The organism is Enterobacter sp. MGH 16, from assembly GCF_000493175.1.
Taxonomy (GTDB): Bacteria; Pseudomonadota; Gammaproteobacteria; order Enterobacterales; family Enterobacteriaceae; genus Enterobacter; species Enterobacter roggenkampii.
In genome coordinates this window covers 2,428,994-2,452,856 of the sequence record NZ_KI535695.1, presented here as the reverse complement: position 1 = coordinate 2,452,856, position 23,863 = coordinate 2,428,994, and the positions used below count along the sequence as shown (strand labels likewise).

The following is a 23,863-nucleotide window of genomic DNA, read 5'->3' as shown; positions in this document are numbered from 1 at the left end:
CCGGGCCTACGGTTTTGTAGACCGGATAAGCGAAGCGCCATCCGGCAGTACATTACTGCTGCTGCGAAGACTGGATCGCTGTCAGCGCGATGGTGTAAACGATATCGTCTACCAGTGCGCCACGAGACAGGTCGTTCACAGGTTTGCGCATGCCCTGCAGCATTGGCCCGATGGAGATCAGGTCGGCAGAACGCTGTACCGCTTTGTAGGTGGTGTTACCGGTGTTCAGATCCGGGAAGATGAACACGGTAGCGCGACCTGCAACCGGCGAGTTCGGCGCTTTGGATTTTGCAACGTCAGCCATGACTGCGGCATCGTACTGCAGCGGGCCGTCGATCATCAGATCAGGGCGTTTTTCCTGCGCAATACGGGTCGCTTCACGCACTTTCTCTACGTCGCTACCTGCACCAGATGTGCCGGTGGAGTAGGAGAGCATCGCCACGCGTGGCTCGATACCGAAAGCGGTCGCGGAGTCTGCGGACTGGATAGCGATCTCAGCCAGCTGCTCTGCGGTTGGATCCGGGTTGATCGCGCAGTCGCCGTAAACGTAAACCTGTTCAGGCAGCAGCATGAAGAACACGGAAGACACCAGAGAGCTGCCTGGCGCGGTTTTGATCAGCTGCAGCGGTGGACGGATGGTGTTCGCCGTGGTGTGAACCGCACCGGAAACCAGGCCGTCAACTTCGTCCTGCTCCAGCATCAGCGTGCCCAGCACCACGTTGTCTTCCAGCTGCTCACGCGCAACGGCTTCGGTCATGCCCTTGTTCTTACGCAGCTCAACCAGACGGGCAACGTAGCTTTCGCGAACCACTTCCGGGTCAACGATTTCGATGCCAGCGCCCAGCTCAACGCCCTGAGAGGCCGCTACGCGGTTGATCTCATCCGGGTTACCCAGCAGCACACAGGTCGCGATGCCGCGCTCTGCACAGATAGCCGCCGCTTTAACGGTACGTGGTTCGTCGCCTTCTGGCAGAACAACGCGTTTGCCCGCTTTACGCGCCAGCTCGGTCAGCTGGTAGCGGAAGGCTGGCGGAGACAGACGGCGGCTGCGCTCGGAGGTCGCGGTCAGGGATTCGATCCAGTCTGCGTTGATGTAGCCCGCAACGTATTCCTGAACTTTCTCGATACGCTCGTGGTCATCAACCGGCACTTCCAGGTTGAAGCTCTGCAGGCTCAGGGAGGTCTGCCAGGTGTTGGTGTTCACCATGAAGACCGGCAGGCCGGTAGCGAACGCGCGTTCGCACAGCTTGCTGACGCGTGGGTCCATCTCGTAGGCACCGGTCAGCAGGATCGCACCGATTTCCACGCCGTTCATTGCGGCCAGGCAGGCTGCAACCAGCACGTCAGGACGGTCTGCGGAGGTCACCAGCAGGGAACCTGCGCGGAAGTGTTCCAGCATGTGCGGAATGCTACGCGCACAGAAGGTCACGGACTTCACGCGACGGGTGTTAATGTCGCCTTCGTTAATCACGGTCGCGTTCAGGTGACGCGCCATGTCGATTGCACGGGTGGCAATCAGATCGAAGCTCCATGGCACCGCGCCCAGAACCGGAAGCGGGCTCGACTCCTGCAGCTTAGCCGGGTCAACTTTGATGACTTTCGCTTTGGACGAGTCGTCGAAGATCTCGGACAGGTCAGGGCGAGTACGGCCCTGCTCATCCACTGGCGCGTTCAGTTTGTTGACGATCACGCCGGTGATGTTGGTATTTTTCGCGCCGCCGAAGCTGCTGCGCGTCAGTTCGATACGCTCGTTCAGCTGTTCCGGGGTATCAGTGCCCTGAGACATCACGAAAACGATCTCTGCGTTCAGGGTTTTCGCGATTTCGAAGTTCAGAGACTGGGCAAACTGGTGTTTGCGGGTTGGAACCAGACCTTCAACCAGCACCACTTCTGCGTCTTGCGCGTTAGCATGGTAGTTGGCGATGATCTCTTCCATCAGCACGTCTTTCTGGTTGCTGGAGAGCAGAGACTCAACATGGCTCATCTTCAGCGGTTCAGCCGCCGGCAGATTGGAGTTCTTGCGAACGATGGTGGTGGTCTGGTCTGGTGCATCGCCACCGGCACGTGGCTGGGCGATTGGCTTAAAGACGCTCAGACGAACGCCTTTGCGTTCCATAGCACGGATAACGCCAAGGCTGACGCTGGTCAGGCCGACGCTGGTTCCGGTAGGGATCAGCATAATAGTACGGGACACGGTTTATCCTCTTTCGTTACCGCCCAAATCGGGCGGGTTACAAAACAGCACCGCCAGCATTGCTGGCGGTGTGGAATCAGGCAGTCAGGCGGTGCGCGTCTTGCGCGATGACCAGTTCTTCGTTAGTTGGGATAACGAGAGCAGGGCGGGTGCCTTCTTTGTTGATGAAGCCAGACTTGCCGAAGCGGGCAGCCAGGTTACGCTCGTGATCAACGTCGAAGCCCAGAACGCCCAGTTTGCCCAGGGACAGTTCACGAACCATTGCCGCGTTCTCACCGATACCACCGGTGAAGATAACCGCGTCCAGACGGCCTTCCATCAGCGCAGTGTAAGAGCCGATGTATTTCGCCAGACGGTGGCAGTAAACGTCCATTGCACGTTTAGCGTCTTCTTTCTCTGCGTAGTTGTCTTCAACGTAACGGCAGTCGCTGGTGACTTCGGTCAGACCCAGCAGGCCAGACTCTTTGGTCAGCATTTTGTTGATCTGGTCAACGCTCATGCCCAGGGTGTCGTGCAGGTGGAAGATGATCGCCGGGTCGATGTCACCGGAACGGGTACCCATCACCAGACCTTCCAGCGGGGTCAGACCCATGGACGTATCAACACATTTACCGTTGCGGATAGCAGAAACAGAACCACCGTTGCCCAGGTGGCAGGTGATGATGTTCAGTTCTTCAACCGGCTTGTTCAGCACTTTTGCCGCTTCCTGAGTCACATAGAAGTGGCTGGTGCCGTGCGCGCCGTAACGACGTACGCCGTGCTCTTTGTACAGGCTGTATGGCAGGGCATAGAGGTAAGACTCTTCCGGCATGGTCTGATGGAACGCGGTGTCGAATACGGCCACGTTTTTGTCTTTCAGATTCGGGAAGGATTTCAGCGCTTCAGCGATACCGATCAGGTGAGCCGGGTTGTGCAGCGGTGCGAAAGAGGCAGAGTCTTTGATGCCCTGGATCACAGAGTCGTCGATCACCACGGAGCTGGTGTATTTTTCGCCGCCGTGGACGATACGGTGACCAATCGCAGTCAGCTGAGCAGACAGTTCTGGTTTTTGTGCCAGAATAGTGTTAACGATAAAGTTCAGCGCTTCACTGTGAGCGGCGCCTGCACCTAAAGCCGCTTCTTGTTTGCTGCCGTCCATCTTCCACTTGATACGTGCTTCAGGCAGATGGAAACATTCGGCCAAACCAGAGAGGTATTCGTCACCGTTGAGCGCATCGATGATGGCGAATTTCAGTGAGGAGCTACCGCAGTTCAGAACCAGTACTAACTTACTCGACATGGAAGTACCTATTATTGATACGTGGCTAAAAAAACGTCAGTGAGTCTAACAGCGTAACGCATGATGACCCGGACATTTATGATTAACATCATGCCAAACGAACATTGTGGCATGATGGAAGAAATAACTATGATTTTATGCCATTTTGCACAATTTTCAGCCAAAGGCATAATATGCAATAATTTGACGAGCTAATGATTCTCGTCTAAGGCCCTATCAGGCTGGCACAGGATACCCGATACGGGGTAGTGATGACAAAATATTTTGAACGTTGTCATAGCTTGTTGTGGTTTTGCACGAAAATTTTAATTTTTATATGTGAAGTTGAGGTACAGCCATGTCGACACCAGAGAACCCGTCCGTTAATTTCTTTAGCCTGTTTCGTCGGGGACAGCATTACGCAAAGACGTGGCCGATGGAAAAGCGCCTTGCGCCGATGTTTATTGAGAATCGCACCATCCGCGCTACGCGCTATGCGATTCGCTTTATGCCGCCTGTCGCTATCTTTACGCTGTGCTGGCAGATTGCGTTGGGTGGACAGCTTGGTCCTGCCGTTGCCACGGCGCTCTTCGCATTAAGCCTGCCAATGCAGGGCCTGTGGTGGTTAGGTAAACGGTCCATCACGCCACTTCCCCCTTCTATTTTACACTGGTTTTATGAAGTGCGCGGTAAACTGGAAGAGGCCGGGCAGGCGCTCGCCCCGGTGGAAGGCAAGCCGGATTACCAGGCGCTGGCGGACACGTTAAAGCGTGCATTTAAGCAACTGGATAAAACATTCCTCGATGACTTGTGATTGATCATCGAAACGACCAAGAAAAGAGGGCACAGTAACAATCAGTTACCGTGTCTTTTTTTTAAGTGCAATGCGCTACAGGAGTCGAAAGATGGAAATGACCCATGCCCAACGTCTGATTTTGTCTAACCAGTACAAGATGATGACTATGCTTGATCCCGATAACGCTGCGCGCTACAGCCGCCTGCAAACCATCGTCGAACGCGGCTTTGGTCTACAAATGCGCGAACTGGACCGCGAGTTTGGCGAGCTGAAAGAAGAAACCTGTCGCATCGTGATCGACATTATGGAGATGTATCACGCCCTGCATGTGTCCTGGACGAATCTCAAAGATCAGCAGTCCATTGACGAGCGCCGCGTGACCTTCTTAGGCTTTGATGCCGCAACGGAAGCGCGTTATCTGAGCTATGTTCGCTTTATGGTGAATACAGAAGGGCGTTATACCCACTTTGACGCGGGCACCCACGGCTTCAACGCGCAGACCCCGATGTGGGATAAATATCAGCGTATGCTGAGCGCGTGGCACGCCTGCCCGCGTCAGTACCATTTAAGCAGCAACGAAATTCAACAAATCATTAATGCCTGACGGAGGTGCGTGTGCAGTGTAGAGGTTTTCTGTTTGATCTGGACGGTACGCTGGTGGACTCGCTGCCGGTTGTGGAACGTTCCTGGTGCCATTGGGCTGACAGACATGGCATCGACCATCAGGACGTGCTGAATTTTATCCATGGCAAACAGGCCATTACCTCGCTACGGCACTTCCTGGCCGGACGCTCTGAGGAGGACATTCAGGCGGAGTTCAAGTACCTGGAACACATTGAAGCCACCGATACGGACGGCATCACCGCGTTACCGGGCGCGCGCGAACTGCTTGAGCATCTGAACGAGGCGCAGATCCCGTGGGCTATTGTCACCTCCGGTTCCGTGCCGGTGGCCCACGCCCGGCACAAGGCTGCAGGGTTGCCAACGCCGGACGTGTTTATCACGGCGGAGCGCGTGAAGCGGGGTAAACCGGAGCCTGACGCATTTTTACTGGGCGCTGAACTGCTGGGCCTGGACCCTGCAGAGTGCGTGGTGGTCGAAGATGCGGCGGCTGGCGTACTGGCCGGGCTGAACGCAGGAAGCCACGTCATCGCCGTTAACGTTCCGGCGGAATCTCCCCGCCTGGACGAGGCAGACCTGGTGCTGGATTCACTGACGGCACTGTCTGTTTCAAAAGCCTCTGACGGAGTTGTAACCGTCTCGCTAAAAATGTAATCCCATGATATGGCCCCACATTGCTGGGGCTTTTTTATGGCAAAATTCCTCATCTTCCACTGACAAGGATAGGTTGTGAACGGTGAACTGATTTGGGTCCTGAGCCTGCTTTTAATCGCCATCATTCTTTTTGCCACGGGCAAGGTACGCATGGACGCCGTCGCCCTGTTTGTCATCGTCGCGTTTGTGCTCAGCGGAACGCTGACGCTGCCGGAAGCCTTCTCCGGATTTAGCGATCCCAACGTTATCCTGATTGCCGCCCTGTTTATTATCGGTGATGGGCTGGTGCGCACCGGCGTAGCGACCATCATGGGGTCGTGGCTGGTGAAGGTGGCGGGCAGCAGCGAAACCAAGATGCTAATCTACCTGATGGTGACCGTCGCCGGGCTGGGGGCGTTTATGAGCTCCACGGGCGTGGTCGCTATCTTTATCCCGGTGGTGCTGAGCGTCTCCATGCGGATGCAGAGCTCGCCGTCGCGCCTGATGATGCCCCTGAGCTTTGCCGGGCTTATCAGCGGCATGATGACCCTGGTGGCCACGCCGCCGAACCTGGTGGTCAACAGCGAACTGATCCGGGAAGGATTTGAGGGCTTTAGCTTTTTCAGCGTCACCCCGCTTGGGCTGGTCATTCTGGTCATGGGCGTGGTCTACATGCTGCTGACCCGTTTTGCCCTGAAAGGTGAAAAACAGGACAAAAATAAAGAAGGATGGAAGCGACGCACCTTCCGCGATCTGATTAAAGAGTACCGCCTTACCGGGCGCGCGCGCCGTCTGGCGATCCGGCCCGGCTCGCCGATGGTGGGGCAGCGGCTGGATGACCTGAAGCTGCGTGAGCGCTATGGCGCGAATGTGATCGGCGTAGAGCGCTGGCGACGGTTTCGCCGGGTGATCGTCAACGTCAACGGGGTGTCGGAATTCCGCGCGCGTGACGTCCTGCTGATTGATATGTCCACCGCGGATGTGGACCTGCGCGAGTTCTGCAGCGAACAGCTGCTGGAGCCGATGGTGCTGCGCGGGGAGTATTTCTCCGATCAGGCGCTGGATGTCGGCATGGCCGAGGTGTCGCTGATCCCGGAGTCGGAACTGCTGGGTAAAACCGTGCGGGAGATGGGGTTCCGCACCCGCTATGGCCTGAACGTCGTGGGGCTGAAGCGCGATGGCGTGGCGATGGAAGGGGCGGTGGTGGATGAGCCGATCCTGCTGGGCGATATTTTTCTCGTCGTCGGTAACTGGAAGCTGATTAGCCAGCTCGGGCAAAAAGGGCGTGATTTTGTGGTGCTCAACATGCCCGTTGAGGAGAGCGACGCGTCGCCCGCGCACAGCCAGGCGCCCCATGCGATTTTTTGCCTGGTATTGATGGTGGCGCTGATGCTGACCGATGAGATCCCCAATCCGGTCGCCGCAATCATCGCCTGCCTGTTGATGGGTAAATTCCGCTGCATTGACGCCGAAAGCGCCTATAAGGCCATTCACTGGCCGAGCATCATTCTCATTGTCGGGATGATGCCTTTTGCCCTGGCGCTGCAAAAAACCGGCGGGGTAGATCTGATCGTTAAAGGCTTAATGGACGTGGGCGGCGGGTATGGGCCATACATGATGATGGTCTGCCTGTTTATCATGTGCGCCACCATCGGCCTGTTTATCTCGAACACCGCAACGGCGGTACTGATGGCACCTATCGCCCTGGCGATGGCGAAGTCCATGGGCGTATCGCCGTATCCGTTTGCGATGATGGTGGCGATGGCCGCTTCCGCGGCGTTTATGACGCCGGTCTCTTCACCGGTAAACACGCTGGTGCTGGGACCGGGGAACTATCGATTCAGCGATTTCGTGAAGCTGGGCGTGCCGTTCACCGTGCTGGTGATGGTGGTGTGCGTGGTATTGATACCGGTCCTGTTTCCGTTCTGAGCATTTTGCCGGGTGGCGGCTGCGCCTTACCCGGCCAACAAGCCAGCAGGCCCTGCAAGCGCAGCGCCGCTGGGCGTAAATCAGAGGGGAGAATCCTGGCTGATCTCATCCAGCGATAAATGGAAGCTCGGTACAAACACCTGCATAAAGTAATCCATCTCTTCGCTGCGGCGGGATTCCAGCGTTTTTTCCAGGCGCGTTTTCGCCAGCAAGAATTCGTTATTCCCTGCGGACAACTCTTCGAGACACTTCAGATAGGCACACAGCGCGTCGGCCTGTTTAACCAGCGACTTCTCCTCTTCCGTGTATTGATGCTCGTTGATAAGCGGCTCGAAGATATCACGCAGTTCTTCGGGCACCATCTCAATCAGCTTCTGCTGGGCAATTTTCTCAATGGCCTTATATTCCTGCGCAATCTGCGAATTGAAATATTTCACCGGCGTAGGCAGGTCGCCGGTGAGCACTTCTGACGCATCGTGGTACATCGCCAGCAGGGCAATGCGTTCCGCATTAACCTGACCGTTGAATTTGCGATTTTTAATCGCGGCAAGCGCGTGAGCGACCATCGCAACCTGCAGACTGTGCTCTGACACATTTTCCGTGCGGACATTGCGCATCAGCGGCCAGCGGTTGATGAGTTTCAGGCGGGAGAGGTGGGCAAAGAAATGACTCTGACTCATAGGTTACCTTTTGTCTTCACTGCGACAGGCGTTCATTGTGCGGGGAGGGGAGGCAAGATGCAAATTTGCGGATTTTGTAGGCCGGGTAAGCGCAGCGCCACCCGGCAGAAAGGCAACGTTACTGATGGTATCCTGAGAGGAAGCGGCCGAAACGGCTGATGGCCATTTCCAGGTCATCTTCGCGCGGCAGCGTCACGATACGCACGTGATCCGGCCACGGCCAGTTAAACGCCGTGCCCTGAACCAGCAGCACTTTTTCCTGCAGCAGGAAATCGAGCACCATTTTCTGGTCGTCGTGGATATTGAAGCGCTTTGCGTCAATTTTCGGGAACATATAGAGCGCCCCGTTCGGCTTCACGCAGGAGACGCCCGGAATATCGTTAATCAGTTCCCACGCGCGGTTACGCTGTTCGTACAGGCGACCGCCGGGCACGATAAACTCGCTGATGCTCTGATAGCCGCCGAGCGCGGTCTGGATCGCGTGCTGCGCCGGCACGTTGGCGCATAAACGCATGGAGGCCAGCATCTCCAGCCCTTCAATATAGCCTTTGGCGTGTTTTTTAGGACCGTTTAACACCATCCAGCCCTGGCGGAAACCGGCCACGCGGTAGGTTTTGGACAGGCCGTTAAAGGTGACGGTCAGCAGGTCCGGGGCCAGCGCGGCGATGGAATGGTGCTGCGCCGCGTCGTAGAGGATCTTGTCGTAAATTTCGTCTGCAAAGATGATCAGGTTGTGCTGGCGGGCCAGCTCGACGATCTCCATCAGCAGCTCTTTTGAGTAGACCGCGCCCGTCGGGTTGTTGGGGTTAATAATGACGATACCGCGCGTGCGGGGCGTAATTTTTGCGCGTATATCATCCAGGTCCGGGAACCAGTCGGAGGATTCGTCGCACAGATAATGCACTGCTTTACCGCTGGACAGTGATACGGCAGCCGTCCACAGCGGATAGTCCGGCGCGGGTACCAGCATTTCGTCCCCGCTGTTCAGCAGGGCCTGCATTGCCTGCACAATCAGTTCGGAGACGCCGTTGCCGATATAGATATCTTCAACGGTAACATCACGCATACCGCGTGCCTGGTAGTGCTGCATAATGGCTTTACGTGCGGAGTAAAGTCCTTTTGAATCGCAATAGCCTTGTGCAGTCGGAAGGTTGCGGATCACATCAACCAGAATTTCATCCGGCGCTTCAAAACCAAACGGCGCAGGGTTACCAATGTTGAGTTTCAGAACCTTGTTGCCTTCTTCTTCAAGGCGTTTTGCCTCTTTCAGAACCGGGCCGCGGATGTCATAACAGACGTTATCTAGCTTGCTGGATTTTTCGATAGGGGACATGAACCTTTAACCTTTTCGCTATTATTGCCGCTCCCTGCCGTGGAAGTCAGCACGGAATAATGTACTCCCCCCTCGCTTCGTTTTGAAGGGTGTGCAGGAGAAGATTTTGTGCCCGGAGAAAATTATTGATGAATCTTTTTCGCTGCGCGTACGCTTTTTCACTGTCTTAAAGTTGCGCGCTTAGCGAGAGGTTAGGTTAAATGTGCTATCCATTTGCCAAAATACTGTATAATGTGCTGTTAAAAATAAGTGGTAAGCTGGACAGAGGTGGCAATCACCCTGAGTGACTTTTCGTAAAACCTGAATGCTTGATACCTGTTTCTGTAATAGCATACTGTGGATAAAAGTTACTCATGTGAAATTAATGTTAAGTGCCATTAATGAATAGTCTTAATCTAAATTAAAATTTATTTATTATTAACCTATAAAATGCAACTTTAGTTAATTTTAATAAAATTAGTTTAGAAGCTTAACATTCTTCTTTAATCCTTAATATTGCAATAAGACTTATAAATAAAGTGGATTTGGGTTAAGATGTCTTCAAGGAAAGCAGAGGACAGATGCACGTTTTTTGTATATCTGACACTGGTTTTCTGAATTAATTGATTGTTATTGTTAGAGTTATCTCTGGCTGGAATGTGTCGCACATCTCCTGCTACGTTGACAGCGCTGCGATACAGATGGCAGAAAAGGTGTTATACCTTTAATGTAATTTACATAAACCTGCGAACATCTAAATATCCTGAACGTTTAAGAGAATAAAAATAACGTCATGAAACGTGCTTTCTGACTGTTGATATAAAGCAGCACAATAACTATCTGTCAGGCAGTCTGCCGGGCCGGGATGCGAGGGAAAATCTTCAGAGGGAATTGCTTAACTGTACACACACAGCTTCAACCCGGGCAGCTCCGCACGAGCAACCTGAAAGTGAATAGATATGATAAATGCAAATCGTCCGATAATGAATCTCGACCTCGATCTGCTGAGAACGTTTGTTGCGGTCGCCGATCTCAACACTTTTGCAGCAGCTGCTGCCGCCGTTTGCCGAACTCAGTCCGCCGTCAGCCAGCAAATGCAGCGGCTGGAGCAACTGGTTGGTAAAGAGCTATTTGCCCGTCACGGGCGTAATAAGCTCTTAACGGAACACGGTATTCAGCTTCTGGGTTATGCCAGGAAAATTCTTCGCTTTAATGATGAAGCATGTATGTCATTAATGTTTAGCAACCTTCAGGGCGTGCTAACATTAGGTGCATCTGATGAGTCGGCGGATACTATATTGCCGTTTCTTCTCAATCGCATCAGTTCGGTTTATCCGAAGCTTGCGCTGGACGTTAGCGTAAAGCGTAATGCTTTTATGGTTGAGATGTTAAATGAGAATAAAGTCGACCTGGTGGTCACCACGCATCGTCCCGGGCAGTTTGATTGCCTGACGCTGCGAACATCACCTACGCACTGGTATTGCGCGGCCGAATACGTGCTGCAAAAAGGCGAGCCGGTGCCGCTGGTGTTACTGGATGACCCGAGCCCGTTCCGCGATATGGTGCTGACGGCGCTGAATGAGGCCAATATTCCGTGGCGTCTGGCGTATGTGGCGTCCACGCTGCCAGCGGTGCGTGCCGCCGTGAAAGCCGGTCTGGGTGTTACCGCCCGTCCGGTAGAAATGATGAGCCCCGATCTGCGCGTTCTGGGAAAATCCGATGGCCTGCCTGCGCTGCCGGATACGGAATATCTGCTCTGCCATAATTCGTCCAGCCATAACGAGCTGGCAAAGGTGGTGTTCGAGGCGATGGAAAACTACCATAACCCGTGGCAGTTCGAGCGCGTTACCTCCGAAGGGGGGGATGATTCCCTGATCGTTGAAGGGGATTTTGAGTGATCGCCAGCTCAAAATTCTGGTAACAAAATGTAAGTGTAAAAAAAAGCCACTCGTGTGATTTTCACATGCAGTGGCTTTTTTTTAGCAATAATACCCGTGTATGCCGTGTGGATTTCCGGGATATCCTCTATTTATCAATAAGCTAAATGCTTTTGATTAAAACTCATCCGTTTTCCGTTCTAACTTCATCCATATCCCCCCTATGTTAAAAAAACAGGAAATATGTTGCCGTTTTCCAGGTTGAATTAACAAAAGCGTGTCGCAGATCAAGAAAATACTCCTATTTGGGGGGAGGAATCGTTGGCAAATCCTGTCAAAATAGGAGGGTTATTTTTTTTACTTCCGAAACGGACACGATTCAACAACATACATTTGACGGAAAGTCATGTACCCACCAGGGTTAAAGGGCACCAAATGTTAATGAGAATCGCTCGATGTAATTTAATGTGAAGAAACCTTTGTTAAAGTTGACAATAGGTTATAGAAAGGAGTAAAAAACCCCATCATTTTGCTGTCTACGTCTCATTTCTGACAGTTAGTGTAAGGTTATTTGTTCCTCCCCATGAATCGATGTGATGCCCATCTGCCAGCAAGAGCAGTGTCGTTGGTATCACTTTTGATGAGTAAGCAATGAGTATGTCAACATCCACAGAAGTCATCGCTCATCACTGGGCATTCGCAATCTTTCTTATTGTAGCCATTGGCCTGTGCTGCCTGATGTTAGTCGGCGGCTGGTTCCTGGGCGGTCGCGCCCGTGCAAGGCACAAAAACACACCTTTCGAATCAGGTATTGATTCAGTAGGTACCGCTCGCTTACGCCTGTCTGCCAAGTTTTACCTGGTAGCCATGTTCTTCGTCATCTTCGACGTGGAAGCGCTTTACCTCTTCGCGTGGTCTACCTCCATTCGCGAAAGTGGTTGGGTGGGCTTTGTCGAGGCCGCAATTTTCATTTTAGTGCTACTGGCCGGTCTGGTTTATCTGGTGCGTATTGGCGCGCTTGACTGGACGCCTGCGCGTTCACGTCGTGAACACATCAACCCGGAAAACAGTATCTCTAATCGTCAGCAGTAACAGCGAGGCAATAAGATGGATTATACGCTCACCCGCATAGATCCTAACGGTGAGAATGACCGTTACCCCCTGCAAAAACAGGAGATCGTAACCGACCCCCTGGAGCAAGAAGTCAATAAAAGCGTGTACATGGGCAAACTCGAACATGCCATGCACGATATGGTCAACTGGGGTCGTAAGAACTCCATCTGGCCTTACAACTTTGGCCTTTCTTGCTGCTACGTTGAAATGGTGACGTCATTCACTGCGGTGCATGACGTTGCGCGTTTTGGGGCAGAGGTACTGCGTGCTTCCCCACGTCAGGCTGACCTGATGGTGGTGGCCGGTACCTGCTTTACCAAGATGGCACCTGTTATTCAGCGTCTTTATGACCAGATGCTGGAGCCAAAATGGGTTATCTCCATGGGCGCATGTGCTAACTCTGGCGGTATGTACGACATCTATTCTGTCGTACAGGGCGTAGATAAATTTATCCCAGTGGATGTGTACATCCCGGGTTGTCCGCCTCGTCCGGAAGCCTACATGCAGGCGCTGATGCTGCTGCAGGAGTCCATCGGTAAAGAACGTCGCCCACTGTCGTGGGTCGTTGGCGATCAGGGTGTGTATCGCGCGAACATGCAGTCTGAGCGCGAGCGTAAACGTGGTGAACGTATTGCCGTCACCAATCTGCGTACGCCTGACGAAATTTAATTTGCGCCTGTAGGCCTGGAGAACACCTTCGCATATCACTACTCAAATAGCGCGAAGCCAGGCTCAACAGTCACCACGGACCATTTGCAATGGTGAACAATATGACCGACTTAACCGCGCAAGAAGCCGCCTGGCAGACCCGGGATCATCTGGATGACCCAGTCATTGGCGAACTGCGCAACCGTTTTGGGCCGGATGCCTTTACTGTTCAGGCTACCCGCACCGGGGTACCCGTTGTTTGGGTGAAGCGTGAACAATTGCTGGAAGTTGTCGATTTCCTCAAGAAATTGCCAAAACCATACGTCATGCTGTTTGACTTACACGGCATGGATGAACGTCTCAGAACGCACCGCCAGGGTCTCCCTGCTGCGGATTTTTCCGTTTTCTACCACCTGATCTCAATAGACCGTAATACGGATATCATGCTCAAGGTGGCATTGTCTGAAAACGACATGCATCTGCCGACGATCACCAAACTTTTCCCGAACGCCAACTGGTACGAGCGTGAGACATGGGAAATGTTCGGGATGACCTTCGACGGCCATCCACACCTGACGCGCATCATGATGCCGCAGACCTGGACCGGCCACCCGCTGCGTAAAGACTACCCGGCACGTGCTACCGAATTCGATCCGTTTGAGCTGACCAAAGCCAAGCAGGATCTGGAGATGGAGGCGCTGACCTTCAAACCGGAAGACTGGGGCATGAAGCGCGGTACCGACAACGAGGACTTCATGTTCCTCAACCTCGGTCCGAACCACCCGTCTGCGCACGGTGCTTTCCGTATTATTCTTCAGCTCGACGGCGAAGAGATTGTCGACTGCGTGCCAGACATCGGCTACCACCACCGTGGTGCTGAGAAGATGGGCGAGCGTCAGTCCTGGCACAGCTACATTCCGTATACTGACCGTATCGAGTACCTCGGCGGCTGCGTCAACGAAATGCCATACGTGCTGGCCGTTGAAAAACTGGCAGGCATTACCGTGCCGGATCGCGTAAACGTGATTCGCGTCATGCTGTCAGAACTGTTCCGTATCAACAGCCACCTGCTGTACATCTCCACGTTCATTCAGGACGTCGGCGCAATGACCCCGGTCTTCTTCGCCTTTACCGATCGTCAGAAAATCTACGATCTGGTAGAAGCCATTACCGGTTTCCGTATGCACCCGGCCTGGTTCCGTATCGGCGGTGTGGCACACGATCTGCCGCGCGGCTGGGACCGTCTGCTGCGTGAATTCCTCGACTGGATGCCGAAACGACTGGCCTCTTACGAGAAAGCCGCGCTGCGTAACACCATTCTGAAAGGCCGTTCCCAGGGCGTTGCTGCCTACGGCGCGAAAGAAGCGCTGGAGTGGGGGACAACAGGTGCTGGCCTGCGCGCGACCGGTATTGATTTCGACGTGCGTAAAGCCCGTCCTTACTCTGGCTACGAGAACTTCGACTTTGAAGTCCCGGTGGGCGGCGGCGTTTCCGACTGCTACACCCGCGTGATGCTGAAAGTGGAAGAGCTGCGCCAGAGTCTGCGCATCCTTGAGCAGTGCCTCAACAACATGCCGGAAGGCCCGTTCAAGGCGGATCACCCGCTGACCACGCCGCCACCGAAAGAGCGCACGCTGCAACATATCGAAACCCTGATCACCCACTTCCTGCAGGTTTCCTGGGGTCCGGTCATGCCGGCGCAAGAATCCTTCCAGATGATTGAAGCGACCAAGGGTATTAACAGTTACTACCTGACCAGTGACGGCAGCACCATGAGCTACCGTACTCGCGTGCGTACGCCGAGCTTTGCGCACCTGCAGCAGATCCCGTCCGCCATCCGCGGCAGTCTGGTCTCCGACCTGATTGTGTATCTGGGTAGTATCGATTTTGTTATGTCAGATGTGGACCGCTAATTATGCACGAGAATCAACAACCACAAACCGAGGCTTTTGAGCTGAGTGAAGCAGAACGTGCCGCCATTGAGCACGAGATGCACCACTACGAAGACCCGCGTGCGGCGTCCATTGAAGCGCTGAAAATCGTACAGAAACAGCGTGGTTGGGTGCCGGACGGGGCGATCTATGCGATCGCGAAAGTGCTGGGTATTCCGGCAAGTGACGTAGAAGGCGTAGCCACGTTCTACAGCCAGATCTTCCGTCAGCCGGTAGGCCGCCATGTGATCCGCTACTGTGACAGCGTGGTCTGCCACATCACCGGTTATCAGGGCATTCAGGCTGCGATTGAGAAGAAGCTCAATATCAAGCCGGGCCAGACCACGTTCGATGGGCGCTTTACTCTGCTGCCAACCTGCTGCCTGGGTAACTGCGACAAGGGGCCGGCCATGATGATTGATGAGGACACTCACAGCCATCTGACGCCGGAAGCGATTCCTGACCTGCTGGAGCAGTACAAATGAAAACTGTAATTCGTACTGCTGAGACGCATCCACTGACCTGGCGTCTGCGTGATGACAAACAGCCGGTATGGCTCGACGAATATCAGAGCAAAAACGGCTATGCCGGTGCGCGTAAAGCCCTTGGCGGCATGGCGCCGGACGACATCGTTAACGCGGTAAAAGAGTCGGGCCTGAAAGGCCGCGGCGGCGCGGGCTTCTCCACCGGTCTGAAGTGGAGCCTGATGCCGAAAGACGAATCCATGAACATCCGTTACCTGCTGTGTAACGCCGATGAAATGGAGCCGGGTACCTATAAAGACCGCCTGCTGATGGAGCAGCTGCCGCACCTGCTGGTGGAAGGCATGCTGATCTCCGCGTTCGCGCTGAAAGCGTACCGTGGCTACATCTTCCTGCGCGGTGAGTACATCGAAGCGGCAGAAAACCTGCGTCGCGCGATTGCAGAAGCCACCGAAGCGGGACTGCTGGGTAAAAACATTCTCGGCACCGGGTTTGACTTCGAACTGTTCGTGCACACCGGTGCCGGGCGTTATATCTGCGGTGAAGAGACCGCGCTGATTAACTCCCTGGAAGGCCGCCGTGCGAACCCGCGTTCCAAGCCGCCGTTCCCGGCAAGCTCCGGCGTGTGGGGTAAACCGACCTGCGTCAACAACGTCGAAACCCTGTGCAACGTTCCGGCTATCCTCGCAAACGGCGTGGAGTGGTATCAGGGCATCTCCTCAAGCAAAGATGCCGGTACCAAGCTGATGGGCTTCTCCGGTCGCGTGAAAAATCCTGGCGTCTGGGAACTGCCGTTCGGTACTACCGCACGTGAAATTCTTGAAGACTACGCGGGCGGCATGCGCGATGGCCTGAAATTCAAAGCCTGGCAGCCGGGTGGGGCAGGGACAGACTTTCTGACCGAAGCCCACCTTGACCTGCCGATGGAATTCGAAAGCATTGGTAAAGCAGGCAGCCGTCTGGGTACGGCGCTGGCGATGGCCGTCGACCACGAGATCGGCATGGTCTCGCTGGTGCGTAACCTGGAAGAGTTCTTCGCCCGTGAGTCCTGCGGCTGGTGTACACCGTGCCGTGATGGTCTGCCGTGGAGCGTGAAGATCCTGCGTGCAATCGAACGTGGCGAAGGCCAGCCTGGCGATATCGAAACGCTTGAGCAACTGTGTCGATTCTTAGGCCCGGGTAAAACCTTCTGTGCCCACGCACCGGGTGCCGTCGAACCTCTGCAGAGCGCGATCAAATATTTCCGCGACGAGTTCGAAGCAGGCATCAAGCAGCCGTTCAGCAATACCCATGCGATTAATGGGATTCAGCCGAACCTGCTTAAAGCGCGCTGGTAACGACAAGAATTTTGATTAACGCTCGGTTTCGACCGAGCCAACTGGAAGCATGCTAATGGCTACGATTCATGTAGACGGCAAAGAATACGAAGTCAACGGGGCGGACAACCTGCTGGAAGCTTGTCTGTCTCTTGGCCTTGATATTCCGTACTTTTGCTGGCATCCGGCGCTGGGCAGCGTCGGTGCTTGCCGCCAGTGTGCGGTGAAGCAATATCAAAACGCGGAAGACACGCGTGGTCGCCTGGTGATGTCCTGTATGACGCCAGCCACCGAAGGCACCTTTATTTCGATTGATGACGAAGAAGCGAAACAGTTCCGTGAAAGCGTTGTGGAATGGTTGATGACCAACCACCCGCACGACTGTCCGGTCTGTGAAGAGGGCGGTAACTGCCACCTTCAGGATATGACCGTGATGACCGGTCACAGCTTCCGTCGCTATCGCTTTACCAAGCGTACCCACCGTAATCAGGATCTGGGGCCGTTCATCTCTCACGAAATGAACCGCTGCATTGCCTGCTACCGCTGCGTGCGTTACTACAAAGACTATGCAGACGGTCAGGATCTGGGCGTGTATGGCGCACATGACAACGTCTACTTCGGTCGTCCGGAAGACGGCGTACTGGAAAGCGAATTCTCCGGTAACCTGGTAGAAATCTGCCCGACCGGCGTCTTCACGGATAAAACCCACTCCGAGCGTTACAACCGTAAATGGGACATGCAGTTTGCGCCAAGCATCTGCCAGCAATGTTCTCTCGGCTGTAACACCAGCCCGGGTGAGCGCTACGGCGAACTGCGTCGTATCGAAAACCGCTACAACGGTACCGTTAACCACTACTTCCTGTGCGACCGCGGTCGTTTCGGCTATGGCTATGTGAACCTGAAAGACCGTCCGCGTCAGCCGGTTCAGCGCCGTGGCGACGACTTCATTACCCTGAACGCTGAACAGGCGATGCAGGGCGCGGCAGATATTCTGCGCCAGTCGAAGAAAGTGATTGGTATCGGCTCCCCGCGCGCCAGCATCGAAAGCAACTTCGCGCTGCGCGAGCTGGTGGGGGCGGAAAACTTCTACACCGGTATCGCTCAGGGCGAGCAGGAACGTCTGCAGCTGGTACTGAAAGTGCTGCGCGAAGGCGGTATTCATACCCCTGCGCTGCGCGAAATCGAATCGTATGATGCGGTTCTGGTGCTGGGCGAAGATCTGACGCAGACCGGCGCCCGCGCGGCTCTGGCGGTTCGTCAGGCGGTGAAGGGGAAAGCACGTGAAATGGCAGCGGCGCAGAAAGTGGCTGACTGGCAGATTGCGGCAATCCTGAACATCGGCCAGCGCGCGAAGCATCCTCTGTTTGTGACCAACGTCGACAATACCCGTCTGGACGATATTGCGGCGTGGACCTACTGCGCACCGGTTGAAGATCAGGCGCGTCTTGGCTTTGCCATTGCCCACGCGCTGGACAACAACTCACCGGCCGTTGAGCTGGATCGCGACCTGCAAAACAAGGTTGACGTGATTGTTCAGGCCCTGGCCGGTGCGAAGAAACCGCTGATTATTTCCGGTACCAACGCCGGTAGCGCAGCGATCATTCAGGCAGCAGCCAACGTGGCTAAAGCTCTGAAAGGCCGCGGTGCTGACGTTGGCGTGACCATGATCGCCCGTGCGGTGAACAGCATCGGTCTGGGCATGATTGGCGGCGGCTCGCTGGAAGCTGCGTTAAGCGAACTGGAATCCGGTGCCGCTGACGCCGTGGTGGTGCTGGAAAACGACCTGCATCGTCATGCGTCTGCCGCTCGCGTAGACGCCGCGCTCTCCAAAGCCCCGCTGGTGATGGTGATTGACCATCAGCGCACCGCGATTATGGACAAAGCGCACCTGGTGCTCTCTGCGGCAAGCTTCGCAGAAAGCGACGGCACCGTTATCAACAACGAAGGCCGCGCGCAGCGTTTCTTCCAGGTTTATGACCCGTCGTACTACGACAGCAACACCGTGATGCTGGAGAGCTGGCGCTGGCTACACTCCCTGCACAGCACCGTGCAGAGCCGTGAAGTGGACTGGACGCAGCTCGACCACGTTATCGACGCGGTGGTGGAAAAGCTGCCTCAGCTGGCAGGCATTAAAGATGCCGCGCCTGAAGCGAGCTTCCGCATTCGCGGCCAGAAACTGGCGCGTGAACCGCACCGTTACAGCGGCCGTACCGCAATGCGCGCCAACATCAGCGTGCACGAACCGCGCCAGCCGCAGGATAAAGACACCATGTTCGCCTTCTCCATGGAAGGGAACAACCAGCCGTCTGCGCCGCGTTCGCAAATCCCGTTCGCATGGGCACCGGGCTGGAACTCCCCGCAGGCATGGAACAAGTTCCAGGCTGAAGTGGGCGGCTCCCTGCGCCACGGCGATCCGGGCGTGCGTCTGATTGAAGCCTCCGAAACCGGTCTGGACTTCTTCACCACCGTTCCGACGAGCTTCCAGGCGCAGGACGGTAGCTGGCGTATTGCCCCGTACTACCACCTGTTCGGTAGCGACGAGCTGTCCCAGCGTTCACCGGTCTTCCAGACCCGCATGCCACAGCCGTACATCAAGCTCAACCCGGCGGACGCTGCGAAGCTTGGCGTTAACGCGGGCGCGAACATTGCCTTTAGCTATGACGGCCAGACCATCAGCCTGCCGCTGATTATTTCTGAAAGCCTGACAGCAGGGCAGGTCGGTCTGCCGATGGGTATGCCTGGCATCGCGCCGGTTCTGGCGGGTGCGCGTCTTGATAATCTGCAGGAGGCAAAAGCATGAGTTGGTTAACGCCGGATCTTATCGACATCCTGCTGAGCATTCTGAAAGCGATTGTTATCCTGCTGGTGGTGGTCACCTGCGGCGCGTTCATGAGCTTTGGTGAACGTCGTCTGCTCGGTCTGTTCCAGAACCGTTACGGACCGAACCGCGTGGGCTGGGGTGGTTCACTCCAGCTGGTGGCGGACATGATCAAGATGTTCTTTAAAGAGGACTGGATCCCGCGCTTCTCGGATCGCGTGATCTTTACTCTGGCACCGATGATCGCCTTCACCTCGCTGCTGCTGGCGTTTGCTATCGTTCCGGTCAGCCCGACCTGGGTGGTCGCTGACCTGAACATCGGCATTCTGTTCTTCCTGATGATGGCAGGCCTCGCGGTTTACGCGGTCCTGTTCGCAGGCTGGTCCAGTAACAACAAATACTCGCTGCTGGGTGCGATGCGTGCGTCTGCGCAGACGCTGAGCTACGAAGTGTTCCTGGGTCTCTCCCTGATGGGCGTGGTGGCGCAGGCCGGTTCATTTAACATGACCGACATCGTCAACAACCAGGCCGACATCTGGAACGTGATTCCGCAGTTCTTTGGGTTTATTACCTTTGCTATCGCGGGCGTGGCGGTGTGTCACCGTCACCCGTTTGACCAGCCAGAAGCCGAACAGGAACTGGCCGACGGTTACCACATCGAATATTCCGGTATGAAGTTCGGTCTGTTCTTCGTGGGCGAGTACATCGGTATCGTCACCATTTCCGCGTTGATGGTAACGCTGTTCTTCGGTGGCTGGCATGGCCCGTTCTTACCGCCGTTCATCTGGTTCGCGCTGAAAACCGCGTTCTTCATGATGATGTTCATTTTGATTCGCGCAGCGTTACCGCGTCCGCGTTATGACCAGGTAATGTCCTTCGGCTGGAAAGTGTGCCTGCCGCTGACGCTCGTCAACTTGTTGGTAACGGCCGCTGTCATTCTCTGGCAGCAGCCATAAGGGGCAATAGACCATGACCTTAAAAGAATTACTGGTAGGCTTCGGTACCCAGGTACGCAGTATCTGGATGATCGGCCTGCACGCGTTTGCCAAACGCGAAACCCGGATGTACCCGGAAGAGCCGGTATATCTGCCGCCGCGCTACCGTGGCCGTATCGTGCTGACGCGCGACCCGGACGGTTCCGAGCGCTGCGTTGCCTGTAACCTGTGTGCGGTAGCGTGCCCGGTTGGCTGTATCTCTCTGCAGAAAGCCGAGACGGTAGACGGCCGCTGGTACCCTGAGTTCTTCCGCATCAACTTCTCACGCTGCATTTTCTGCGGTCTGTGTGAAGAAGCGTGCCCAACCACGGCGATTCAGCTGACTCCAGACTTCGAGCTGGGTGAGTACAAGCGTCAGGACCTGGTGTACGAGAAAGAGGATCTGCTGATTTCCGGTCCGGGCAAATACCCGGAATATAACTTCTACCGGATGGCGGGTATGGCAATCGACGGCAAAGATAAGGGCGAAGCAGAGAACGAAGCCAAGCCTATCGACGTCAAGAGCCTGTTACCGTAAGGAGAGGGCAATGGAATTCGCTTTTTATATCTGTGGCCTTATCGCCATCCTGGCTACGCTGCGAGTGATCACGCACACCAACCCGGTGCATGCGCTGCTGTACTTAATCATCTCGCTGCTGGCCATTTCCGGGGTGTTCTTCGCACTGGGCGCGCACTTCGCCGGTGCGCTGGAAATCATCGTCTACGCCGGGGCCATCATGGTGCTGTTCGTGTTCGTCGTGATGATGCTGAACCTGGGCGGCTCTGAAATCGAGCAGGAACGTCAGTGGTTAAAACCGCAGGTGTGGATCGGCCCGGCAATTTTGTCGGCCATCATGCTGGTGGTGATCGTGTACGCCATTCTGGGTGTTAACGATCAGGGCATCGACGGCACGCCGATCGGCGCTAAAGAGGTCGGTATTACGCTCTTTGGCCCATACGTTCTGGCGGTTGAACTGGCCTCCATGCTGCTGCTGGCAGGTCTGGTTGTGGCCTTCCACGTTGGCCGCGAAGAGCGTGCTGGCGAGGTGCTGAGCAACCGCGCTGACGACCGCGCGAAAAGAAAAACGGAGGAGCGCGCATGATCCCCTTAACACATGGACTGATCCTCGCTGCGATTTTATTCGTTCTGGGTCTTACTGGTCTGGTTATCCGCCGCAATCTGCTGTTTATGCTGATCGGGCTGGAAATCATGATTAACGCCTCCGCGCTGGCCTTCGTGGTCGCCGGAAGCTACTGGGGCCAGACCGATGGTCAGGTGATGTACATTCTCGCCATCAGCCTTGCGGCTGCCGAAGCGAGTATTGGCCTGGCGCTGTTGCTGCAGCTCCATCGTCGCCGCCAGAATCTGAACATCGATTCAGTAAGTGAGTTGCGTGGATGAACATGCTTGCCTTAACCATTATTTTTCCGCTGATTGGCTTCGTGCTGCTGGCGTTTTCTCGCGGCCGCTGGTCTGAGAATCTGTCTGCAACCGTCGGCATGGGCTCTGTTGGCCTGGCCGCGCTGGTGACAGCGTATGCGGGTATCGACTTCTTTAACAACGGGCGTCAGCCTTTCAGCGTGCCGCTGTGGACCTGGATGTCAGTCGGTGATTTCAACATCGGTTTCAACCTGGTGCTGGATGGTCTCTCCCTGACCATGCTTTCCGTGGTGACCGGCGTCGGCTTCCTGATCCACATGTTCGCCTCCTGGTATATGCGCGGTGAAGAGGGTTACTCCCGCTTCTTCGCCTACACCAACCTGTTTATCGCCAGCATGGTCGTTCTGGTGCTGGCCGATAACCTGCTGCTGATGTATCTGGGCTGGGAAGGCGTGGGCCTGTGCTCTTACCTGCTGATCGGTTTCTACTATACCGATCCGAAGAATGGCGCAGCGGCCATGAAAGCGTTCGTCGTGACCCGCGTGGGTGACGTCTTCCTCGCTTTCGCGCTGTTTATTCTTTACAACGAACTGGGCACGCTGAACTTCCGCGAAATGGTGGAACTGGCGCCAGCGCACTTCGCCGCAGGCAACAACATGCTGTGGTGGGCAACGCTGATGCTGCTGGGTGGTGCCGTGGGTAAATCCGCGCAGCTGCCGTTGCAGACATGGCTGGCCGACGCGATGGCGGGTCCAACCCCTGTCTCCGCGCTGATCCACGCTGCGACCATGGTCACCGCCGGTGTGTACCTGATTGCGCGTACCCATGGCCTGTTCCTGATGACTCCGGAAATTCTGCACCTGGTGGGTATCGTCGGTGCGGTCACGCTGGTGCTGGCAGGCTTTGCCGCGCTGGTGCAGACCGACATCAAGCGCGTTCTCGCGTACTCCACCATGAGCCAGATTGGTTACATGTTCCTCGCGCTGGGCGTTCAGGCGTGGGACGCGGCCATTTTCCACCTGATGACGCACGCGTTCTTTAAAGCGCTGCTGTTCCTCTCATCCGGTTCGGTGATTCTGGCCTGCCATCACGAGCAGAACATCTTCAAAATGGGCGGACTGCGTAAGTCCATCCCGCTGGTGTATGTCTGCTTCCTGGTGGGCGGCGCGGCGCTGGCGGCTCTGCCGCTGATCACCGCGGGCTTCTTCAGTAAGGACGAAATCCTTGCGGGTGCCATGGCGAATGGTCATATCAATCTGATGGTTGCGGGTCTGGTCGGTGCGTTCATGACCTCCCTGTATACCTTCCGTATGATTTTCATCGTATTCCACGGTAAAGAACAAATTCACGCTCACGCAGGGAAGGGGATTACCCATCACCTGCCGCTGATTGTGCTGCTGGTACTGTCCACCTTCGTTGGCGCGATGATTGTGCCTCCGCTGCAGGGCGTGCTGCCGGCGACAACCGAGCTTGAGCACGGTCGCGTTCTGACGCTTGAAATCACCTCCGGTGTGGTCGCTATCGCGGGCATCCTGATTGCGGCATGGCTGTGGCTGGGCAAACGTACGCTGGTCACTGCCGTGGCCAACAGTGCGCCGGGCCGTCTGCTGGGCACCTGGTGGTACAACGCGTGGGGCTTCGACTGGCTGTACGACATGATCTTCGTTAAGACGTTCCTTGGCATCGCGTGGCTGCTGAAGCGCGACCCGCTGAACAGCCTGATGAACATCCCGGCGATCCTTTCCCGCTTTGCAGGCAAAGGCCTGCTGTACAGCGAGAACGGTTACCTGCGCTGGTATGTGGCGTCCATGAGCATCGGTGCGGTTGTGGTGCTGGCGCTGCTGATGGTGTTGCGTTGATCGTTAAGTGAATTTTATTCGAATTCGTTGAAAATCAGGCC

At 55.5% G+C, this 23,863-nt stretch carries 20 protein-coding genes; 16 read left to right on the top strand and 4 right to left on the bottom strand.

What is annotated here, in order from left to right; translation table 11 throughout:
* Window positions 1-52: 52 nt before the first annotated feature.
* Together pta and ackA are read right to left on the bottom strand one after the other, a co-directional pair.
* Complete coding sequence (gene pta, locus L362_RS11340) at window positions 53-2,194, bottom strand: phosphate acetyltransferase (RefSeq protein WP_023294122.1); 2,142 nt, start codon at window positions 2,192-2,194, stop codon at window positions 53-55.
* Between the two features lie 76 nt (window positions 2,195-2,270).
* Window positions 2,271-3,473: an acetate kinase gene (ackA, locus tag L362_RS11345; protein ID WP_008502876.1), complete on the bottom strand. Its 1,203-nt coding sequence runs from the start codon at window positions 3,471-3,473 to the stop codon at window positions 2,271-2,273.
* A 337-nt stretch (window positions 3,474-3,810) separates the two neighbouring features.
* On the opposite strand from ackA, the gene yfbV reads away from it, so the two are divergent.
* From yfbV to L362_RS11365, 4 genes are all read left to right on the top strand, one after another.
* Window positions 3,811-4,266, top strand: a complete 456-nt coding sequence (gene yfbV / locus L362_RS11350; RefSeq protein WP_008502875.1) for a terminus macrodomain insulation protein YfbV — start codon at window positions 3,811-3,813, stop codon at window positions 4,264-4,266.
* A gap of 91 nt (window positions 4,267-4,357) precedes the next feature.
* On the top strand, window positions 4,358-4,852 hold the full coding sequence (locus L362_RS11355; RefSeq protein WP_008502874.1) for a YfbU family protein: 495 nt from the start codon (window positions 4,358-4,360) through the stop codon (window positions 4,850-4,852).
* An 11-nt stretch (window positions 4,853-4,863) separates the two neighbouring features.
* Complete coding sequence (locus tag L362_RS11360; RefSeq protein WP_021241560.1) at window positions 4,864-5,523, top strand: sugar phosphatase; 660 nt, start codon at window positions 4,864-4,866, stop codon at window positions 5,521-5,523.
* A 75-nt stretch (window positions 5,524-5,598) separates the two neighbouring features.
* Complete coding sequence (locus L362_RS11365; RefSeq protein WP_023344589.1) at window positions 5,599-7,431, top strand: SLC13 family permease; 1,833 nt, start codon at window positions 5,599-5,601, stop codon at window positions 7,429-7,431.
* A gap of 80 nt (window positions 7,432-7,511) precedes the next feature.
* Here L362_RS11365 and yfbR read toward each other — a convergent pair whose 3' ends face one another.
* Together yfbR and alaA are read right to left on the bottom strand one after the other, a co-directional pair.
* A complete protein-coding gene (yfbR, locus tag L362_RS11370) occupies window positions 7,512-8,111 on the bottom strand; it encodes a 5'-deoxynucleotidase (RefSeq protein ID WP_023344588.1) in 600 nt (199 codons plus the stop codon).
* 118 nt (window positions 8,112-8,229) lie between these two features.
* Entirely contained in the window at window positions 8,230-9,444 is a 1,215-nt protein-coding gene (alaA, locus tag L362_RS11375) for an alanine transaminase AlaA (protein WP_008500204.1), read from the bottom strand.
* A gap of 938 nt (window positions 9,445-10,382) precedes the next feature.
* Here alaA and lrhA point away from each other — a divergent pair.
* From lrhA to nuoL, 12 genes are all read left to right on the top strand, one after another.
* Window positions 10,383-11,321: a transcriptional regulator LrhA gene (gene lrhA / locus L362_RS11380; RefSeq protein WP_021241557.1), complete on the top strand. Its 939-nt coding sequence runs from the start codon at window positions 10,383-10,385 to the stop codon at window positions 11,319-11,321.
* A gap of 630 nt (window positions 11,322-11,951) precedes the next feature.
* Window positions 11,952-12,392, top strand: a complete 441-nt coding sequence (gene nuoA / locus L362_RS11385) for an NADH-quinone oxidoreductase subunit NuoA (protein WP_006176516.1) — start codon at window positions 11,952-11,954, stop codon at window positions 12,390-12,392.
* Window positions 12,393-12,407: 15 nt separating this feature from the next.
* Window positions 12,408-13,082, top strand: coding sequence for an NADH-quinone oxidoreductase subunit NuoB (gene nuoB / locus L362_RS11390; RefSeq protein WP_003861482.1), 675 nt, complete (start codon window positions 12,408-12,410; stop codon window positions 13,080-13,082).
* Between the two features lie 89 nt (window positions 13,083-13,171).
* Window positions 13,172-14,974 (top strand): NADH-quinone oxidoreductase subunit C/D, encoded by a 1,803-nt coding sequence (gene nuoC / locus L362_RS11395; RefSeq protein ID WP_008500207.1) that lies wholly within the window; start codon window positions 13,172-13,174, stop codon window positions 14,972-14,974.
* A 2-nt stretch (window positions 14,975-14,976) separates the two neighbouring features.
* Entirely contained in the window at window positions 14,977-15,477 is a 501-nt protein-coding gene (gene nuoE / locus L362_RS11400) for an NADH-quinone oxidoreductase subunit NuoE (RefSeq protein WP_023344587.1), read from the top strand.
* Complete coding sequence (gene nuoF / locus L362_RS11405; RefSeq protein WP_008500209.1) at window positions 15,474-16,811, top strand: NADH-quinone oxidoreductase subunit NuoF; 1,338 nt, start codon at window positions 15,474-15,476, stop codon at window positions 16,809-16,811. The genes nuoE and nuoF overlap by 4 nt, the downstream gene beginning before the upstream one ends.
* A 55-nt stretch (window positions 16,812-16,866) precedes the next feature.
* Window positions 16,867-19,590, top strand: coding sequence for an NADH-quinone oxidoreductase subunit NuoG (nuoG, locus tag L362_RS11410; protein ID WP_023344586.1), 2,724 nt, complete (start codon window positions 16,867-16,869; stop codon window positions 19,588-19,590).
* Window positions 19,587-20,564 (top strand): NADH-quinone oxidoreductase subunit NuoH, encoded by a 978-nt coding sequence (gene nuoH, locus L362_RS11415; protein ID WP_008500211.1) that lies wholly within the window; start codon window positions 19,587-19,589, stop codon window positions 20,562-20,564. The genes nuoG and nuoH overlap by 4 nt, the downstream gene beginning before the upstream one ends.
* 13 nt (window positions 20,565-20,577) lie before the next feature.
* Window positions 20,578-21,120, top strand: a complete 543-nt coding sequence (gene nuoI / locus L362_RS11420) for an NADH-quinone oxidoreductase subunit NuoI (protein WP_003861491.1) — start codon at window positions 20,578-20,580, stop codon at window positions 21,118-21,120.
* 10 nt (window positions 21,121-21,130) lie between these two features.
* Window positions 21,131-21,685 carry an NADH-quinone oxidoreductase subunit J gene (nuoJ, locus tag L362_RS11425; RefSeq protein ID WP_023344585.1) on the top strand — a complete coding sequence of 185 codons (555 nt, stop codon included), beginning with the start codon at window positions 21,131-21,133 and terminating at the stop codon, window positions 21,683-21,685.
* Window positions 21,682-21,984, top strand: coding sequence for an NADH-quinone oxidoreductase subunit NuoK (gene nuoK, locus L362_RS11430; protein ID WP_003861496.1), 303 nt, complete (start codon window positions 21,682-21,684; stop codon window positions 21,982-21,984). Before nuoJ ends, nuoK begins: the two co-directional genes overlap by 4 nt.
* Complete coding sequence (gene nuoL / locus L362_RS11435; protein ID WP_023344584.1) at window positions 21,981-23,822, top strand: NADH-quinone oxidoreductase subunit L; 1,842 nt, start codon at window positions 21,981-21,983, stop codon at window positions 23,820-23,822. The genes nuoK and nuoL overlap by 4 nt, the downstream gene beginning before the upstream one ends.
* Window positions 23,823-23,863: the final 41 nt, after the last annotated feature.

Coding starts and splice junctions, on each gene's coding strand:
- nuoB (WP_003861482.1), top strand. CDS start 12,408: ATGGATTATACGCTCACCCGCATAGATCCTAACGGTGAGAATGACCGT.
- nuoF (WP_008500209.1), top strand. CDS start 15,474: ATGAAAACTGTAATTCGTACTGCTGAGACGCATCCACTGACCTGGCGT.
- nuoL (WP_023344584.1), top strand. CDS start 21,981: ATGAACATGCTTGCCTTAACCATTATTTTTCCGCTGATTGGCTTCGTG.
- nuoA (WP_006176516.1), top strand. CDS start 11,952: ATGAGTATGTCAACATCCACAGAAGTCATCGCTCATCACTGGGCATTC.
- yfbR (WP_023344588.1), bottom strand. CDS start 8,111: ATGAGTCAGAGTCATTTCTTTGCCCACCTCTCCCGCCTGAAACTCATC.
- nuoG (WP_023344586.1), top strand. CDS start 16,867: ATGGCTACGATTCATGTAGACGGCAAAGAATACGAAGTCAACGGGGCG.
- L362_RS11355 (WP_008502874.1), top strand. CDS start 4,358: ATGGAAATGACCCATGCCCAACGTCTGATTTTGTCTAACCAGTACAAG.
- ackA (WP_008502876.1), bottom strand. CDS start 3,473: ATGTCGAGTAAGTTAGTACTGGTTCTGAACTGCGGTAGCTCCTCACTG.
- alaA (WP_008500204.1), bottom strand. CDS start 9,444: ATGTCCCCTATCGAAAAATCCAGCAAGCTAGATAACGTCTGTTATGAC.
- nuoJ (WP_023344585.1), top strand. CDS start 21,131: ATGGAATTCGCTTTTTATATCTGTGGCCTTATCGCCATCCTGGCTACG.
- yfbV (WP_008502875.1), top strand. CDS start 3,811: ATGTCGACACCAGAGAACCCGTCCGTTAATTTCTTTAGCCTGTTTCGT.
- nuoE (WP_023344587.1), top strand. CDS start 14,977: ATGCACGAGAATCAACAACCACAAACCGAGGCTTTTGAGCTGAGTGAA.
- nuoK (WP_003861496.1), top strand. CDS start 21,682: ATGATCCCCTTAACACATGGACTGATCCTCGCTGCGATTTTATTCGTT.
- lrhA (WP_021241557.1), top strand. CDS start 10,383: ATGATAAATGCAAATCGTCCGATAATGAATCTCGACCTCGATCTGCTG.
- nuoI (WP_003861491.1), top strand. CDS start 20,578: ATGACCTTAAAAGAATTACTGGTAGGCTTCGGTACCCAGGTACGCAGT.
- nuoH (WP_008500211.1), top strand. CDS start 19,587: ATGAGTTGGTTAACGCCGGATCTTATCGACATCCTGCTGAGCATTCTG.
- nuoC (WP_008500207.1), top strand. CDS start 13,172: ATGGTGAACAATATGACCGACTTAACCGCGCAAGAAGCCGCCTGGCAG.